A 15,479-nucleotide genomic window follows, 5' to 3' on the forward strand; every position below is an offset into this window, starting at 1 on the left:
TTGCAGGGCGGCGGTCACGGGATCGCCGGGTGTCCGTCAGCCCAGTTCGGCGAGGTCCTCGGCGGTCAGTTCGAGTGCTCCCGCGGCGATGTTCTCCTCCAGATGCGCCAGGGAGCCGGTGCCGGGGATGAGCAGGATGCTCGGAGATCGGGCCAGCAGCCAGGCCAGGGCCACCTGGGGCGTGGTCGCCCGGTGGCGTGCCGCCACGGCCTCCAGGTGCTCGGCGGTGACCGGCTGGAAGCCGCCGACCGGGAAGAAGGGCACGTAGGCGACACCGGCCTCGGCGCAGGCGTCGACGAGGGGATCGTCATCGCGCTGCGACAGGTTGTAGAGGTTCTGGACGCAGGCGATCGGTGCGATCTTGCGGGCCTCGGCGAACTGATCGGCGGAGACGTTGGAGATGCCCAGGTGCCGGATCAGCCCCTCGTCGCGCAGCGCCAGCAGCGCTTCCAGCGGCTCGGCCAGGGAGGTCGCGTCCGCCTCGCCGACATCACCCATCCGGAGGTTCACCACGTCCATCCGGTCCAGGCCGAGCGAGCGGAGGTTCGCCTCGACGCCCCGGCGCAGATTGTCGGCCGTCAGGCCCGTCTTCTGCTCCGCGGGCAGCGCGATGTCGGCCCCCTCGACCAGGGCGCCCACCTTGGTCACGATCACCAGGTCGTCCGGGTAGGGGTGCAGCGCCTCCCGGATCAGCTCGTTCGCCGACACCCCGTCCCGCGCGTAGTAGTACGAGGTGTCGATGTGGTTCACCCCGAGCTCCACGGCGCGCCGCAGAATGGCCAGCGAGGTTTCCCGGTCCGGCCGCTCGCCCCGGGGCCAGCCGGTCAGTTTCATCGCGCCGTAGCCGATGCGCGCGACACCCAAGTCGCCGCCGATTTGCCATCGTTCAGTGGTCACGGCCACCACCCTAGGTCCTGCCGAGCCGGGCCGGTATCGGAGACGAGGGACGGGTCCGGGGCGGAGGCGGCCCGGAAAGCGGCTGGGGTGTATCGCCGAGTCGTTCGAAGACAAACCGGGACACACGCGAGACGCTGCTCCCGGGCAACCAGTCGGACCCGGTCTCCGGGTCACCCCGTTCCCGGCCCTCGCCGCCGCGGCCCCGTACGAAGGAGTCATCCGTGACCGAGTCACCGTCCACCCCGGCGACCGACGACGCGTACCGCTTCGAAGACCTGCGCGCGCTGTTCATCAACTGCACCCTCAAGCCCGCACCCGCCCTGAGCCACACCGAGGGGCTGGTCGACAAGAGCAGCGCGATCATGGAGGCGCAGGGAGTCACGACCGAGGTCGTGCGCGCCGTCGACCACGACATCGCCCCGGGCGTCTACCCGGACATGACCGAACACGGCTTCGCCACGGACGACTGGCCCGCGATCCAGGAGCGGGTGATGGCCGCCGACATCCTCGTCCTCGCGGGGCCGATCTGGCTCGGGGACAACAGCTCGGTCACCAAGCAGGTGGTCGAGCGGCTCTACAGCTGCTCGGGGCTGCTCAACTCCGCGGGCCAGTACGCGTACTACGGCCGCGTCGGCGGCTGTCTGATCACCGGCAACGAGGACGGCGTGAAGCACTGCGCGATGAACCTCCTCTACAGCCTCCAGCACCTCGGCTACACCATCCCGCCACAGGCCGACGCCGGCTGGATCGGGCCGGCGGGACCCGGCCCGTCCTATCTCGACCCGGGGTCGGGCGGTCCCGAGAACGACTTCACCAATCGCAACACCACGTTCATGACCTGGAACCTGATGCACATGGCGGCCCTGCTGAAGCGGTCCGGCGGCATCCCCGCCCACGGCAACCAGCGTTCGCTGTGGGACGCGGGCTGCCGTGCGGACGCACCCAACCCCGACTACCGCTGAGTCACGGACCGCGTGCGGGCCGGTCGAGCAACCGGGCGCCGATGGCGGCGCCCGGTGACGGTCTATTGACGCTGTCCGGCACCCAGAGCGTGGGCAACACTGCCGGGAACCGGCAATGCGCATGTCACGCACCGCGTCACATGATGTCGGCACGGGGCACGGGGGCACGGGGGACGGTTCCGTGCCGGACATCGGCAGAGTCGACGGTGTCCGGCACAGGCCGACTAGGGGTGCGGTGGCCTGAGGGCGTGGCTGAGGCGGCCGACCTAGGGCGCGGGCCAGTTGCTCAGGAGGGCGTCGAGGGCGTCCAGGATGCGGGCCCAGCTCTCGGAGGAGTCGGGGGCGCTGTGGCTGAAGCCTCCACTCGACTCCAGGCTCACATAGCCGTGGAACACACTGCCCAGCAGACGGACCGCATGGGTCTCGTCCGGTTCCGTGAGGTCGTAGCCCCGCAGGATCGCCCGCATCATCCGCGCGTGCTTGACGCCCGCGCTCGCCGCCGCGGTCTCGGGGTCGAGCCTCAGCCGCGCGGCGTCGTAGCGTCCGGGGTGTTCTCGGGCGTAGTCGCGGTAGACGTTCGCGAAGGCGGTCAGGGCGTCCCGGCCGGCCCGTCCGGCCAGCGCGGCGGCGCCCCGCTCCGCGAGTTCGTCCAGGGCGAGCAGGGCGATACGGGTCTTGAGGTCCTGCGAGCTCTTCACGTGCGAGTACAGACTCGCGACCTTGACGTCGAACCGCCTGGCCAGGGCCGAGACGGTCACCTGATCGAAGCCGACCTCGTCGGCCAGCTCCGCTCCCGCCCGTGTCAGGCGCTCGGTGTTCAGTCCCGCTCGGCCCATGTCCTCCCTCTCCCTCGCGCTCGCCCTCGGCGTAACCGATTATGCATTTGCCTAAAGCTTTTAGGCAAATTACCGTGAGTCTTATGAAGCCGTTGACCGAGCAAGAGATCCGTACCGCGTTCGTGAACTGCACCAAGGGTGAGGCGAAGCGTCTGTCCGTCCCGCGCGACCTGGCCGAGCGGCCCTGGGACGACCTGGACTACCTCGGCTGGCGGGACCCTCAGGCGCCCGATCGCGCCTACGTCGTGGCCGAACTGGGCGACGGACTGAAGGGCCTCATGCTGCGCTGTCCCAGCGCGACGGTGGGGCAGCTACGGCGCAGCATGTGCTCGATGTGTGTGACCACCCACACCGGTGGCGTCTCCCTGATGGTCGCGCCCAAGGCGGGGAAGGCCGGGCAGCAGGGCAACTCGGTCGGCGCCTACATCTGCAGCGACCTCGCCTGTTCGCTGTATGTGCGGGGGAAGAGGGACGCGGGCGTCGGAGGGCGGCTGCACGAGTCGCTGACGCTGGAGGAGAAGATCCAGCGGACCGTGGCGAACCTCGCGGCGTTCATCGCCAAGGTGACGGCCTGACCGGTGCGGTGCGGTTCGGTGCGGTTCGGTGCGGTTCGGTGTGGCGTGGTGGGGTGAGGTACGGCTGGGTGGTGCGGCACGGTGCGGTGCGGCCGGGTTCCGCACAGCGCGGTAGGGGTGTGGCGCGGTCGGGTACAGCGCGGTGCGGCGGCGGGCCGCGGCGCGAACGCCGCGGCCGTGACACCGGACTTCACCGACGCCCCTGGGCCCCGCGAGGCCGCATGGCTGCGCAAGCCCCGTACGGCGAACGGGTCCGACCGCTTCAGTCGCTGTCCGTCTTCGCCTCCGCCTTGACCTTGGCCTCCGCCTTAACGGGCTGTTCCGAGACCGTCGCCGGCGCCGGGGCCTCTTCGCCCTCGACGGCCGTGTAGAACACGGACGTGCCCTGCTTGGCGCGGTGGGCATGGCTCTTGGCCACGAGGTTCTCGAGGGTGGTCCGGACGACGTTGGTCTGGATGCGACGCTCGGGATGCGTCTGGCCCAGTGCCGTCGACACCTCCGCGGCGGAGCGGGGTTCCCGCTGCTCCGTGAGGTACCGGCGGATGAGTTCGATGAGGGTGGGCTGCGTCGAGGCGTCCTTGGCCGCGGCCTTCTTGGCCGCCGCCGTCCGCACCGCCGTGGCCTTCCCGCTGTCGGCCTTCTTGACCTCGGCCTTCTTGCTCTCGGCCCTCTTGCTCTCGGTCTTCCTGACCCGGACGCGCTTGCCCTCGGCTGCCTTGGCCGGGGTCTTCTGGCGGGGGACCGAGGCGGCCGCCGTCGGCTCGGGGGCGGGCACGACGGGAGCGGGCGCGACGGGCGCGGCCGCGGCCTCCAGCGCCTGCTGAAGGTTGGTGAGCACGGTGTGGTCGTGCCGCAGGGCGTTCAACTGCTCCTGCAGCGCCTCCATTTCCGCACCGATGCGCTCCTGGTCCTTGGCGTTGCGCTCCAGGTCGGCGACCACCTGGGCCTTGTACTGCGATGTCAGTTCGGTGGGAGTCTTGGTGTCGGGCACGATGGGACCTCTCTTCGGAGCGCGGTCGCCACATGAGCACCCCGGGAAGATGCCGTGGGGCAAGGCATGTTGGTGTCGGACCGGGCTGCATGGCTGGGCGACCGCGCTTGGCGCGTATGCCCCGGCTTACAGATAGTACGGACAGTGTTGGCCCGTTGTTCCCTTCGCGTGCGGGTTCGCCCCAAAGGGGAGTTCGGGTCGTACCACGGAATTGACTCCCCCTCGGTCCCGCGCGGGCACCGGGGCGGGCACATGAACCCCGGCCCCAACTCGTCCGTGGGGCAGGTGCGGAGGGCGGTGACGCCGTGTCGGGGGCATCGGCCGTGTGCCGACTGTACCGGCGCCGCGCGGGTACACGAACCGTACGACGAGGCACGGACGGAACGAACGGAAGCGAGGTCGGGCCATGGCGGTCAAGGCGATGGGCTGGGCACACTCGTTCCCGGTCTCCGGAGGGGTGAGTGCCGGGCGACGCTGGACCCGTCGGCACCTGGAGTCCCTGCCGTGGACGGCCGAGGAACCCGACACGGTGGACGCCGTCGTGCTGTCGGTCTCCGAGTTGCTCACCAACGCCCACATCCACGCCCACAGCGACGCGCATCTCGTCCTCACGTGGGACGGCGACTGCCTGCACGTGAGTGTCCACGACGAGGACTCCACCCTGCCGCTCCAGCGTGACCCGGAGCCGGGAGCGGTGTCGGGCCGCGGGGTGGGCATCGTGCGGATGCTCGCCGACGAGTGGGGCATGAAGTGCCAGCGCCACGGAAAGACGGTCACGGCGTGCTTCCGCCCGGCCGGCGCCCGGCAGGGCGGAGACGGCACCGGGCACGGTGAGGATGGCACCTGACACGGCGAAGCCGGCACCTGACAGGGTTACGGCACTTGACACTGGGGTGACGGCACGCGCCTGACAAGGCGGTGTCGGAGCCCGGCAGGTCCGACACCGTGCGGGGAACGCCGAAGCCCCGTTTCATCTACGGACCGGCGCCCCCCGGTCCGGCACCCCCGGACGGCCCACCCGCCGGGCGTGGCCCTGCCCCGCCGCCTACCGTGAACGGGTGAGCGGCTCCAGCGTTCCGACCGAGGGCGAGGACGGCGCAGACCGGTCGGGCGGCCACCGAACCGACTACGCGGGCGCCATCTACGGCTCGATCCTGGCCGCCTCCGTCGTGGCCACGGCCGGAACGACGGGGGAGTTCCCGCGTCTCCAGGCCGTCGTGCTGCTGGTGGTCACCGGGCTGGTCTTCTGGGCGACCCATGTGTACGCGCAGATCGCCGGCGAACGCATCGTCGGCCAGCGGTGGTCCCTGCGCCAGGTCCGCCGGATCGGCACGCACGAGTGGTCCATCGTCGAGGCGGCCACCCTGCCCGCCGTCGCGGTGGCCGGCAGCGCGCTCCTCGACATGAGTGTGAACACCGGCCTGTGGATCGCTCTGGGCATCGCGGTGGGCCAGCAGGTCATGTGGGCGTGCCTCGGAGCCGTCCGCGCCGGCGCCTCCCGGGGGCTCGTCGTGGCCGAGGGCTTCGTGAACCTGGCCCTCGGACTGATCATCGTCGCCGCCAAGGTCGTCCTGAAGCACTGAGGACCCACGACCGCCCCGGACCTCGGACGACTGGTTAGCCTGGAGCGGAGGGGGAGGCTCGGGTGACGGCCCAGAGGAGGCCGGTATGGCCGGTACGGCAGACACGAATTCCGGGGTCGGCGCCGACGCCGAGACACGGGGCGAACCCACCGCCTCGTGCGGCACGGACGGCGCTGCAAGGAGCGCGTCCGGCGCCTCGCACAGCGGGGACGGGCCGCACGACGTAACCGGTGCCTCGGCGGGCGATGACAGCGGGCCCCACGGCGCGTCCGGTGCCTCGGCGGGCGATGACAGCGGGCCGCACGACGCATCCGGCGCCTCGCACGGCGATGACAGCGGCCCACACGACGCATCCGGCACCCCATACGGCGCGGACGGCGCGCCGGATGACGCGTCCGGCGCCGGGATCGGCACGGCTGGCGCTGCGCAGGGCGCGTCCGGCGCCTCGTACGGCGCGGGAAGCGCGGACGGGGGGAGACCTGGCGCCCCCGGTCCCGGGTACGGCGCGGGCACCCCCCGCTACCTGTCGATCGCCGACCACGGCCTGATCGGCGACCTGCGCAGCGCGGCCCTGGTCGGCACCGACGGCACCATCGACTGGTACTGCTGCCCCCGCTTCGACGCGCCCAGCGTCTTCGCCTCGATCCTGGACGCCGACAAGGGCGGCTGCTTCGAACTCGCCGCGGACGTCCCCGCGCGCACGAAGCAGTTCTACTTCCCCGACACGAACGTGCTGATCACCCGGTTCTTCGCGGACGACGGGGTCGGGGAGATCCAGGACTTCATGCCGGTCGTCGACGACTCGCGCGAGACCGACCGGCACCGCCTGATCCGCCGTGTGGTGTGCGTCCGGGGAACCCTGCCCTTCCGCGCGCGGGTCGCCCCCCGCTTCGACTACGGGACGACCCCGCACACCGTGCACATCGACTCCGGCCAGGCCGTCTTCACCACACCCGCGCTGAGGCTGGCCCTGACGGCCACGGTGCCCATCGAGGCGGCGGGGAACGACGTGTGGTCGCTGTTCAAACTGCGCGAAGGGGAGACCGCGGTCTTCGCGCTCGACCAGGTGACCGACGAGGTGGCTCCCCGGTTCTGCGCCGTGACGGAGGCCGAGCGGCAGTTCGAGGCCACCGTGCGCTACTGGCGGCGCTGGCTGTCGCAGTCGCGCTACCGGGGCCGCTGGCGGGAGATGGTGCACCGCTCCGCCCTCACCCTGAAGCTGCTCACGTACGCCCCGACCGGCGCCATCATCGCCGCGCCGACCACCAGCCTGCCCGAACGGATCGGCGGCGAGCGCAACTGGGACTACCGCTACGTGTGGGTCCGCGACGCCGCGTTCTGCCTGTACGCGCTGCTGCGTCTCGGCTTCAAGGACGAGGCCGAGGCGTTCATGTGCTTCGTGTGCGAGCACGTCCAGTGCGAGGTGCCCGCGGACGTCGGCCCGGACGGCCCCCTGCAGATCATGTACGGCATCGACGGGCGTCGTGACCTGCCCGAACGCGAGCTGACCCACCTGGAGGGCCATCGCGGGTCGTCCCCCGTACGCGTCGGCAACGGTGCCGTCGGCCAGCTCCAGCTCGACATCTACGGCGCCCTGATCGACTCGCTCTACCTCTACGACAAGTGGGGACAGCCCCTCTCCAGCGCGCACTGGGACAGCGTCAGCGGGATCGTCGACTGGGTGTGCGACAACTGGGACCAGCCGGACGAGGGGGTGTGGGAGACCCGCGGCGGCCGCAAGGACTTCCTGTACTCCCGCGTCATGTGCTGGGTGGCGATCGAACGTGCCATGCGACTGGCCCGGCACCGCGGCCTGCCGGCCGACCTGAACCGCTGGGGCGCGGCCCGCGACGCGATCTACCGGCGGATCATGAGCCGCGGCTGGTCCCCGGCACGCAACGCCTTCACCCAGACGGAGGACAGCGACATCCTCGACGCGTCGCTGCTGATGATGCCGCTGGGGAAGTTCATCTCCCCGACCGACCCGAAGTGGCTCGCCACCCTCGACGCCCTGGGCGAGGAACTGGTCTCCGACTCGCTGGTCTACCGCTACGACCCGCTGGCCAGTCCCGACGGCCTCAGCGGGGAGGAGGGCACCTTCTCGATCTGCTCGTTCTGGTACGTCGAGGCGCTCACCAGGGCGGGCCGCCTGGACGAGGCCCGGCTCGCCTTCGAGAAGATGCTCACCTACGCCAACCACCTCGGCCTCTACGCGGAGGAGATCGGCCACACCGGAGAACAGTGCGGCAACTTCCCCCAGGCCTTCACTCACCTCGCCCTGATCAGCGCCGCCTTCAACCTCGACCGCAGGCTCGGCTGACCCTCGCGGCCGGCCCCCGGCGGGGCCGCGTGCTCAGGGGGCGGTGAAGAGGCCCGGGAAGCGGGGCGCGAGCCAGGGCTTGCGGCCCCGGACGAGGATGCGGCCGCGCAGGATGGGGCTCACCTGTCCCAGTCGGCCGAGGCCCATCAGCAGGAAGGTGACCGGTTCGATGGAGATGGTGCAGTCCGGTCCGGCGGGCGGCTGCGCGTCGACGGTCAGCACACCGTCGGTCAGGGTCACCCCGAACTCGCCGCCGCCCCACAGGCGTATGGCGTAGCGGGCGTTCATCCCGGCGGTGCGCCGCGGGTCGGTGACCCGTGGCATGGCCGTGAGCATGAACGGCAGGGTCAGCCGGACCCGGGCCCGGTCGAGCATGTGCGGCCGTCCCAGCGCGCGGGCGAGGTCGTAGCCGTGGCCGAGCATGTGCGTGAGCAGATACGACCCCAGCTCCGGCGGGCTCATCGAGCCGAGCGGGCTGACCACGGGCCCCTCGAAGGTCTCGTCCTCCAGCGCCTTCACGCAGGCGTCGGCGTGCTCGACGATCATCGCGGCCAGGGGCTCGGCGTCCCGCTCCCCGAACTCCTCCAGCGACCGCTCGTTGGCTCCGGCGAGACTCTGCGGTGTGCCGTCCCCGTAGGGGCGCGCGTGTCCCGCCGCGAGCCCGGCCATCAGCTCGTTCGCCAGCGCCAGATGCGCGGCCGCCTCGCCGACGCTCCACTCGGCCCCGGGGATCCGGCGTGCCATGTCGGCGTCGGCCCGCAGCAGTGCGGCGATCTCCTCGGCGGTCTCGCGTATCGCCGTGGCCAGCCCTTCGGGCAGCCCCCTTCGCACGTCCTGCCCAGCCACTGCGTCCACGCCGTCGCCCATCCTGTCTCCTGCCGCTGCCGCCTCCTCCGGGCCGCGGGCGGACCGGGGGAGGCGACGGGATTACCGGTCACCGGGCGTACAGAAGACCAGGCAACCGGAGCGGCGACAAGACCCTGAGCAGCGAGAACGCGCCGCCGGGGCGGACTTCGGGGGCAATACGGGCATTCGCGTCAGGAATGCGCCGACGTCGGGTGACCGTTGTACGCCTCCACCTCCAGCGAGGGGCGGCCGGAGGGCAGCGCGGCGGCCGGCCAGGACAGCGTGACCTTCCGGGACTCGCCGGGCAGCAGCCACAGATAGTTGTCGCTGTACAGCGTCGGCAGGACGCGGTCCCCGGTGGCGCGGTCCACGAGGGAGAGCCTGGTCATCGCGGCGACGGCCTTGCCCCGGTTGCGTACGGTCGCCGTCATCTCGTGGCGCGCCCCGGTCCGGGTGAGGCGGGTGACCGAGGCGGACAGCCGGACCCGTTCGGCCTCCGTGAGCGCCTTCATGGCCGCCGGGGTGCGGTAGCGCCAGTAGGTGTTGTGCGACAGCGGGCGGCCCGCGGCGTCCTCCAGCGTCAGCCGGAGCAGGTGCAGGTCGGGCAGACCGTCGGTCCACGCGAGGGTGAACGCCCGGGTGGTGGCCGCGGCCGGGACGTCGACGTCGGTCGTCCGCGCGGCGCCGAGCTGCCGGCCGGAGAGGTCGTGGAGGCGGGCGGTGACCCTCGCCCCCTTCACCGCGGCGCGGGTGTGATTGACGGCGATGACCTGTCCCGTCCTCGGGTCCGCCTGCACATGCAGGGGCTCGCAGGCCGAACGGGCCCCGTAGTAGGTGCCGTTGACGTCAAAGTCGTAGTCGTAGGTCTGCCAGACCGTGCTGTGCCAGGCGGGGTGGGACATCCACAGCATGAGGCCACTGGCGTCGTCCCACAGGTTCGCGTTCCAGGCCTCGAACATGGCCCGGGTGTTCTCGTAGTTGACGAACTGGGCCTTGCGGGCGAAGTCGTCGAGGTCCGTCGCGGTGCCGAGGCGCGCCTCGATGGCCGCCTTGTAGTTCTGCGGCGCCTGATTGCCGCGCTCGCTCCAGTCGTGGTAGTACCACGCACCCCGGATCGGCCACTCGGGCTCGTCGCCGGTCATGTTCCGCAGGCTCGCCGCGGTGGAGACGACCGGCATACCGATTTCCGTGTGGAATCCGAAGCTGTCACTGCCGTACGTCGACGCCTCGTAGTACTTCTCCGGCTCCACCCAGCCGTAGGGGCCGCCGCCGGTGATGATCCCGCCCGCCGAGTTGTTCTGGTAGAGGATGCCGGGCGCCTGCTGTTTGACCGCCTCGCGCATGCCCTTGTCGATCGCCGCCGGTGGATTGCCCTCGTTGGCGCCGCACCAGACGACCACGCACGGGTGGATGCGGTAGCGCAGCACGGTGTCCCGCGCGGTGGAGTTGAACGCGTCGTGGTCCGGCGGGTCCATGCCCCAGGCATTGGGGAAGTCGTTCCACACCAGGATTCCGTGCTCGTCGCAACGGGCGTAGAACTCCTCCCGGTTGATGCTGCCGACCCAGTTGCGGATCATGGTGAAGTTCATGTCGCGGTGCATGCGTACCGCCGTGTCCATGCGGGCGGCGGGCATCCGGCGCAGCAGTTCGTCCCAGCCCCAGTTGCCGCCGCGGGCCAGCACCCGTACGCCGTTCACGCTGATCTTCAGCGGTTCGGGGGTGTTGGTCACCGACTTGACGTCGGTCCACGCGTCACCGTCGTCGGACACCTGGATCGTGTACGTCTTCGGGTAGGCCGCCTCCCAGACGATGGCGACCCGGTCGAAGCGTCGCGCGGCGCCGAGGTCGACCCGGAGCCACTGGTCGTCCGCGTACTGCGAGGACCAGCGAGTGCCGGCGTCGCCGTCGGTGGCGGCGGACGCCGGGTGGCCGTCGTCCTCGGTGGAGGCGGTGACCGACGTGCGTAGCGCGAGGTCGGTACCGGGCTCGGCGCTGTCGAGCACCGAGAGGGACCACAGCGAGTTGCCCCAACTGGTGTTCCGCTTGCCGCATTTGATGCGCACATAGCGAGCGGTGCGCGGCTCGAAGTCCTCCACCTGGAGGCTCGCGTCGCCGTCGTTGAAGGGCAGCGGGACCGCGGTGTTGTCGACGGCTCGCGCGTCCTGCCAGTCGGAACCGTCGGCGGAGACCTGCACGACGAAGGTCCGGGCGTACGCCTTCTCCCAGACCAGGTCGACCCGGTCGAACGACTGGGCGGAGCCCAGGTCCACCTGGATCCACTGGTCGTCCCGGTAGGCCGACGACCAACGGGTGGCCGGGTCGCCGTCCGTGACGTTGCCGGCTCCGTGGCCGTCCTCGTCCACCGACGAGGCGGTGGCGTCGGCGTGCAGGGCGAGGTCCGTGCCGGGCCGTGCACCGTCGAGGACCGAGAGGGTCCACAGCGAGCTGCCCCAATCGGTGGCCCGGGTCAGGCACTTGATCCTGACGTGCCGGGCCCGCTGGGCTCCGAGGTCCAGGGACTGCGTGCAGGCGTCGCCGGTGGCGACGAAGGGGAGCGGTACGTCGTACTCGTAGCCGAACTGGCGTATGCCGAAGCGGGTGGTGCGCCGGTCGCTCTCGGTGCCGTCCACCCGGGCGGACAGAGTGAGGTCGTGCAGTCGGGGCTCTCCGAGCCCGTTGGGCCACCAGAGTTCGGGATCGCGCAGCCGCAGCCGGCTGAAGGCGTCGGGGGCGAACACGACGTCGACGCTCCGGCCGGCGGGGACGGTGACGGTCTTCGAGACCCGCACGTCGCCGAACGCGGCGGTGACGGTGGCCTCGTGGTCGGTGCTGTCGGCGTTGCGCACCGGGACGAGGACGGTCAGTTCGGCGGTCGAGGTGTCGGGCAGGTCCGGCAGCACGGTGTCCACCCGCGGGTCGCCGATGACGACGTGCCCGGTCGATCTCAGGCGAACGTGGTTCCAGATCCCGGCCACCCGGTCACGTACGGCGGGCATCCAGTCCCAGCCCGAAGAGGCCAGGTACGTCGGGGAGTTGAGGTTCATCTGGCCTGCTCCGGCGTCGACCCAGGCCTCACCGGCCGGGCCCTTGTCCCCGGGGCTGCCGGGGACGGGCATCGGCGTGATCCGCACGGCCAGCGCGTTCTCGTCCTTCACCTTCAGGAGGTCCGTGACGTCGTGAGCCGAGCGGGCGAAGGGATACAGCAGGCCGCCCACGTCGTGCCCGTTGAGCCAGATGTCGGCCTTGTGGTTGATGCCGTCGAACTCGAGCCAGACCCGGCGACCGGCGCCGGTCCGCAGGCCGCGCGGCACCGTGAAGTCCCGCTTGTACCACCAGGCGTGTCGGGAGAGCGCCTCCGGGACGCGCAGATTGTTCAGGCCGGCGACAGGGTCGGGCAGCTTGCCCTGGTCGACGAGGGACGCGAGGACTGTTCCGGGCACGGTGGCGGGCAGCCAGCCCCGGGTGTCCACGTCGGTCCGCGACAGCGCGGCGCCGTCGCCCCCGACCCAGTCGTCCATGGTCAGGGTCCAGCCGGACTCCAGCGGTACGGTGCCGTCCTCGGCCACCTTCAGAGCGGGGGCGTGGCCGTCGTGCGTGCCCCAGTCGGTCCAGCCGGTGGCTGTGGGCCGGTGCCCCGGGGCCGTGCCGAAGACCTCGAACCCGTTCAGCCCGAGCGGGTTGGCACTGGAGCGCTTGCGGGAGGTCAGGCGTACCCAGCGGGCCGTGGTCGCCTTGGGGAGCTGGATCTCCACGACACCACCGGTTCCGGCGGTCGTTCGGTAGACGCTCGACCAGGACGTGTGGTCGCGCGAGGTCTCGACCACGAAGTCGACCGCGTAGCTCGACAGGATCTCCCTGCCCGTGGTGCCGTCGGCCCAGTTCCCGCTCGCCGGAGGGGTGAACACCGGGTCGCCCGCGTCGGCCTCGAAGGTGAGCCGGATCCAGGTGACCTGGCAGTCCGCCTGAAGATCCACCGAGATCCACTGCGGGTCGCCGCCCGCGGCACGCCATCCGGTGCCGCGCACGCCGGGGGAGTGGACGCGGTCCACCACGAACTCGCCCGGCGTGGGGGCGTAGTCGGTGGAGGAGACGGTCACCGGCCGGTACACGGCCAGTTCTTCGGCGGACGCCGGCGTGCCGTCAGGGCCCGGCCGCTCGGACGCCGAGGCGGTGCCCGGGAGTGTCGTACCCAGGCCGAATCCGGCCAGCAGGGTCGAGCCGGTGAAGACGACCGATCGTCGGGAAGGGGAGTGCGCAGGATTCGGCTGAGCCATCAGCGGGTTGTCCAATCACACGGTGGTGCTTGCCGAGCACGGGGTATGGCAACGTTGTCAGGGCGATTGACAACGTTGCCAAAGATCTGACGCGCGATCGATCCTGTCAAGGGTTCCGTCGTCGATCGCGCTCCGGCCGAAGAGCGGGAACCGGACGAAGTCGACTCCCGGCGACCGCTGTTCCGGATCCGTCGTGACACCGGTTCAGGGAGCTCGGCGGGGATCCGAGCAGGCGCGGGGCCCTTACCTCCTGGGTAATCGACTCCCCTGGGCGCGGCGGGCAGGGTGGTCCGTGTACGGAGCCCCGACGGCCGGAGGATGACATGACCGCGTACGCCATCGCCCACCTGCGGGAGGCCGCGCCGCACCCGGAGATCGCCGACTACATCGAGCGGATCGGCGCCACCTTCGCGCCCTACGGCGGCCGGTTCCTCGTGCACGCCGCGCAGCACGAGGTGGTGGAGGGCGACTGGCCGGGCCATGTCGTGGTGATCGGTTTCCCGGCGATCGCGGAGGCGCGGGCCTGGTGGGACTCGCCCGCCTACCGGGAGATCGCCCCGCTCCGCTCGCGGCACATCGAGGGGGACATCGTCCTGGTCCCGGGTGTCCCCGAGGCCTACGACCCGACGGCGACGGCGCGGCTGATGCGGGAGGCGCTCGCGGCCGACGCGCCCGTGCCGGGTGCGGGCGGCTGACGGGAGGGGCGGTCGTGGCTGAAGCTGTAGAACTTCGCCCATCCCTCGGGCGCGAACGGTCGGCTGACGTGCCGAGGGGGATCGTGGCACCCGGTGCCGGGTGCCGCGATCCCCCTCAGCGGTGCGGCTCGGCGGGGAGGCCTTGAGCCGAAGGCCCCGGACGGCACGCCTCTCGGGGGCGCGCCGTCCGGAGCCGAGCGGGCGTCAGCAGGCGCCCTCGTCCTGCCACGGACCCCAGTCGGCGCCGGTCGGCGTCTCGTTCTGGGTCCACCACTTGGCCTTCCAGTTGTGGTGGTTGTACGAGGCCTCGTTGCCGGCGGTGTAGACCGTCGCCGCGTTCCAGGCCGGCTTGCAGCCGCCTCCCGGCGTGGGAGTCGGCGTCGGGGTGGGGGTGCCGGTGGGCGGGGTGGCGCCGGCGAACTTCACCGAGTACTTCGCGAAGTCCCAGGAGTTCTGGGTCACGCTGGAGCAAGTGCCCGACGTACGGCCGCCGTTGTCGGCGGGGGAGCACTGGCGGTCGCGGTTCAGGGACCAGAAGGTGAAGCGGTCCATGTTGTGGCCGGTGGCGAAGTCCAGCACCGTCTGGAAGTCGGCCTGGGAGAAGTACTCGCCGGTGTCACTGCGGCCGTTCATGCCCGAGAAGCCCTCGTGGGCGTACGCGGTCGCCTGGTCCCAGCCGAAGGTCGACTGGAGGATCGTGTTGAAGTTGGCGAGCGCGCTGGTCTGGGACGCGGCGCCGTTGAAGCCGCCGTCGAAGGGCATGATGGAGAAGTTGTTCGGGGTGAACCCCTGCGACTTCGCCTCCAGTAGCATCTGCTTGCCGAACCAGCCGGTTCCGTCGGCCGTTCCGGCCGTGGTGACGGACACGTACAGGCCCGGGTTGTTCTGCTGGAGGATCTTGGCGGCGCCGATCTCGTTCCTGACGGCCGCCGTGTTCTCGTACTCCGGCTCCTCGAGGTCGAAGTCGATCGCGTGCAGTCCGTACTTGGTGACGACCTGCTGGTACGCGGCGGCGGTGGCGGCCGGGTCCGAGCAGGCCTGGCCGAGCTTGGTGCCGCCGTAACCGCCGATCGAGACGGAGACGTCGCCGCCCTTGGCGCGGATGGTGTTGATGACCGACTGCACGGCGGTGTCCGAGGAGACCGCCGCCGTTCCGTCCCACGTGGGCGTGCAGCCACCACCGTTGGGGGCGAGGATGAACGCGAGCTGGAAGGCCTTGAGGCCGGTCGCGTCCATGATGGCGCCCGCGTCCGGCGGGTCGTTGTCCAGCGGCATCAGATAGGGGGCGGCGGCGTACCACCGGTTGCTGAGCGCGGTGGTCGCGCCCGAGGCGCTGCCCGCGACGAGAGCGGTCGTGCCGACCGCGGCCAGGCTCACGGCGGCCGCCGCGCCCAGACATGCGCGAAGACGTCTCACTGTGCCTCCAGAGGGGTGGGGGAGGCTTCAGCTTCCGGGCTGTGTCGCGATCACGTCAATATGTTGGACTAGACCAAATGAGGC

Annotated in this window: 12 protein-coding genes; 6 read left to right on the forward strand and 6 right to left on the reverse strand. The window is 71.1% G+C overall.

Going from position 1 to position 15,479, the window contains the following annotated elements; translation table 11 throughout:
- Positions 1-36: 36 nt before the first annotated feature.
- Entirely contained in the window at positions 37-897 is an 861-nt protein-coding gene (locus tag ACFRIC_RS06325; protein WP_382780196.1) for an oxidoreductase, read from the reverse strand.
- Positions 898-1,118: 221 nt separating this feature from the next.
- Between ACFRIC_RS06325 and ACFRIC_RS06330 the strand changes: the two genes are divergently transcribed.
- Positions 1,119-1,859: a flavodoxin family protein gene (locus ACFRIC_RS06330; protein ID WP_382780199.1), complete on the forward strand. Its 741-nt coding sequence runs from the start codon at positions 1,119-1,121 to the stop codon at positions 1,857-1,859.
- A gap of 266 nt (positions 1,860-2,125) precedes the next feature.
- On the opposite strand, the gene ACFRIC_RS06335 is transcribed toward ACFRIC_RS06330, so the two are convergent.
- A complete protein-coding gene (locus tag ACFRIC_RS06335; RefSeq protein WP_382780203.1) occupies positions 2,126-2,695 on the reverse strand; it encodes a TetR/AcrR family transcriptional regulator in 570 nt (189 codons plus the stop codon).
- A gap of 83 nt (positions 2,696-2,778) precedes the next feature.
- Here ACFRIC_RS06335 and ACFRIC_RS06340 point away from each other — a divergent pair, with 83 nt between their 5' ends.
- On the forward strand, positions 2,779-3,270 hold the full coding sequence (locus ACFRIC_RS06340; protein WP_382780206.1) for an FBP domain-containing protein: 492 nt from the start codon (positions 2,779-2,781) through the stop codon (positions 3,268-3,270).
- 262 nt (positions 3,271-3,532) lie between these two features.
- Here the strand turns inward: ACFRIC_RS06340 and ACFRIC_RS06345 are convergent, their stop codons facing one another.
- Positions 3,533-4,261 (reverse strand): hypothetical protein, encoded by a 729-nt coding sequence (locus ACFRIC_RS06345; protein WP_382780209.1) that lies wholly within the window; start codon positions 4,259-4,261, stop codon positions 3,533-3,535.
- A gap of 406 nt (positions 4,262-4,667) precedes the next feature.
- On the opposite strand from ACFRIC_RS06345, the gene ACFRIC_RS06350 reads away from it, so the two are divergent.
- From ACFRIC_RS06350 to ACFRIC_RS06360, 3 genes are all read left to right on the forward strand, one after another.
- Positions 4,668-5,108 carry an ATP-binding protein gene (locus tag ACFRIC_RS06350; RefSeq protein ID WP_382780212.1) on the forward strand — a complete coding sequence of 147 codons (441 nt, stop codon included), beginning with the start codon at positions 4,668-4,670 and terminating at the stop codon, positions 5,106-5,108.
- A gap of 211 nt (positions 5,109-5,319) precedes the next feature.
- On the forward strand, positions 5,320-5,844 hold the full coding sequence (locus ACFRIC_RS06355) for a hypothetical protein (protein WP_382780215.1): 525 nt from the start codon (positions 5,320-5,322) through the stop codon (positions 5,842-5,844).
- Positions 5,845-5,929: 85 nt separating this feature from the next.
- Positions 5,930-8,164 (forward strand): glycoside hydrolase family 15 protein, encoded by a 2,235-nt coding sequence (locus ACFRIC_RS06360; RefSeq protein WP_382780217.1) that lies wholly within the window; start codon positions 5,930-5,932, stop codon positions 8,162-8,164.
- A gap of 33 nt (positions 8,165-8,197) precedes the next feature.
- Here the strand turns inward: ACFRIC_RS06360 and ACFRIC_RS06365 are convergent, their stop codons facing one another.
- Together ACFRIC_RS06365 and ACFRIC_RS06370 are read right to left on the reverse strand one after the other, a co-directional pair.
- On the reverse strand, positions 8,198-9,019 hold the full coding sequence (locus ACFRIC_RS06365) for a maleylpyruvate isomerase family mycothiol-dependent enzyme (protein ID WP_382780219.1): 822 nt from the start codon (positions 9,017-9,019) through the stop codon (positions 8,198-8,200).
- A 182-nt stretch (positions 9,020-9,201) separates the two neighbouring features.
- The gene (locus ACFRIC_RS06370; protein WP_382780222.1) at positions 9,202-13,284 is read right to left on the reverse strand and encodes a discoidin domain-containing protein; all 4,083 of its coding nucleotides are present in this window, start codon (positions 13,282-13,284) and stop codon (positions 9,202-9,204) included.
- Between the two features lie 323 nt (positions 13,285-13,607).
- Between ACFRIC_RS06370 and ACFRIC_RS06375 the strand changes: the two genes are divergently transcribed.
- Positions 13,608-13,979 (forward strand): DUF1330 domain-containing protein, encoded by a 372-nt coding sequence (locus ACFRIC_RS06375; protein WP_382780225.1) that lies wholly within the window; start codon positions 13,608-13,610, stop codon positions 13,977-13,979.
- Between the two features lie 204 nt (positions 13,980-14,183).
- Here the strand turns inward: ACFRIC_RS06375 and ACFRIC_RS06380 are convergent, their stop codons facing one another.
- Positions 14,184-15,395 carry a carbohydrate-binding protein gene (locus ACFRIC_RS06380; RefSeq protein WP_382780228.1) on the reverse strand — a complete coding sequence of 404 codons (1,212 nt, stop codon included), beginning with the start codon at positions 15,393-15,395 and terminating at the stop codon, positions 14,184-14,186.
- Between the last annotated feature and the right edge of the window lie 84 nt (positions 15,396-15,479).

This window comes from Streptomyces sp. NPDC056738 (genome assembly GCF_042790435.1).
Lineage (GTDB): Bacteria > Actinomycetota > Actinomycetes > Streptomycetales > Streptomycetaceae > Streptomyces.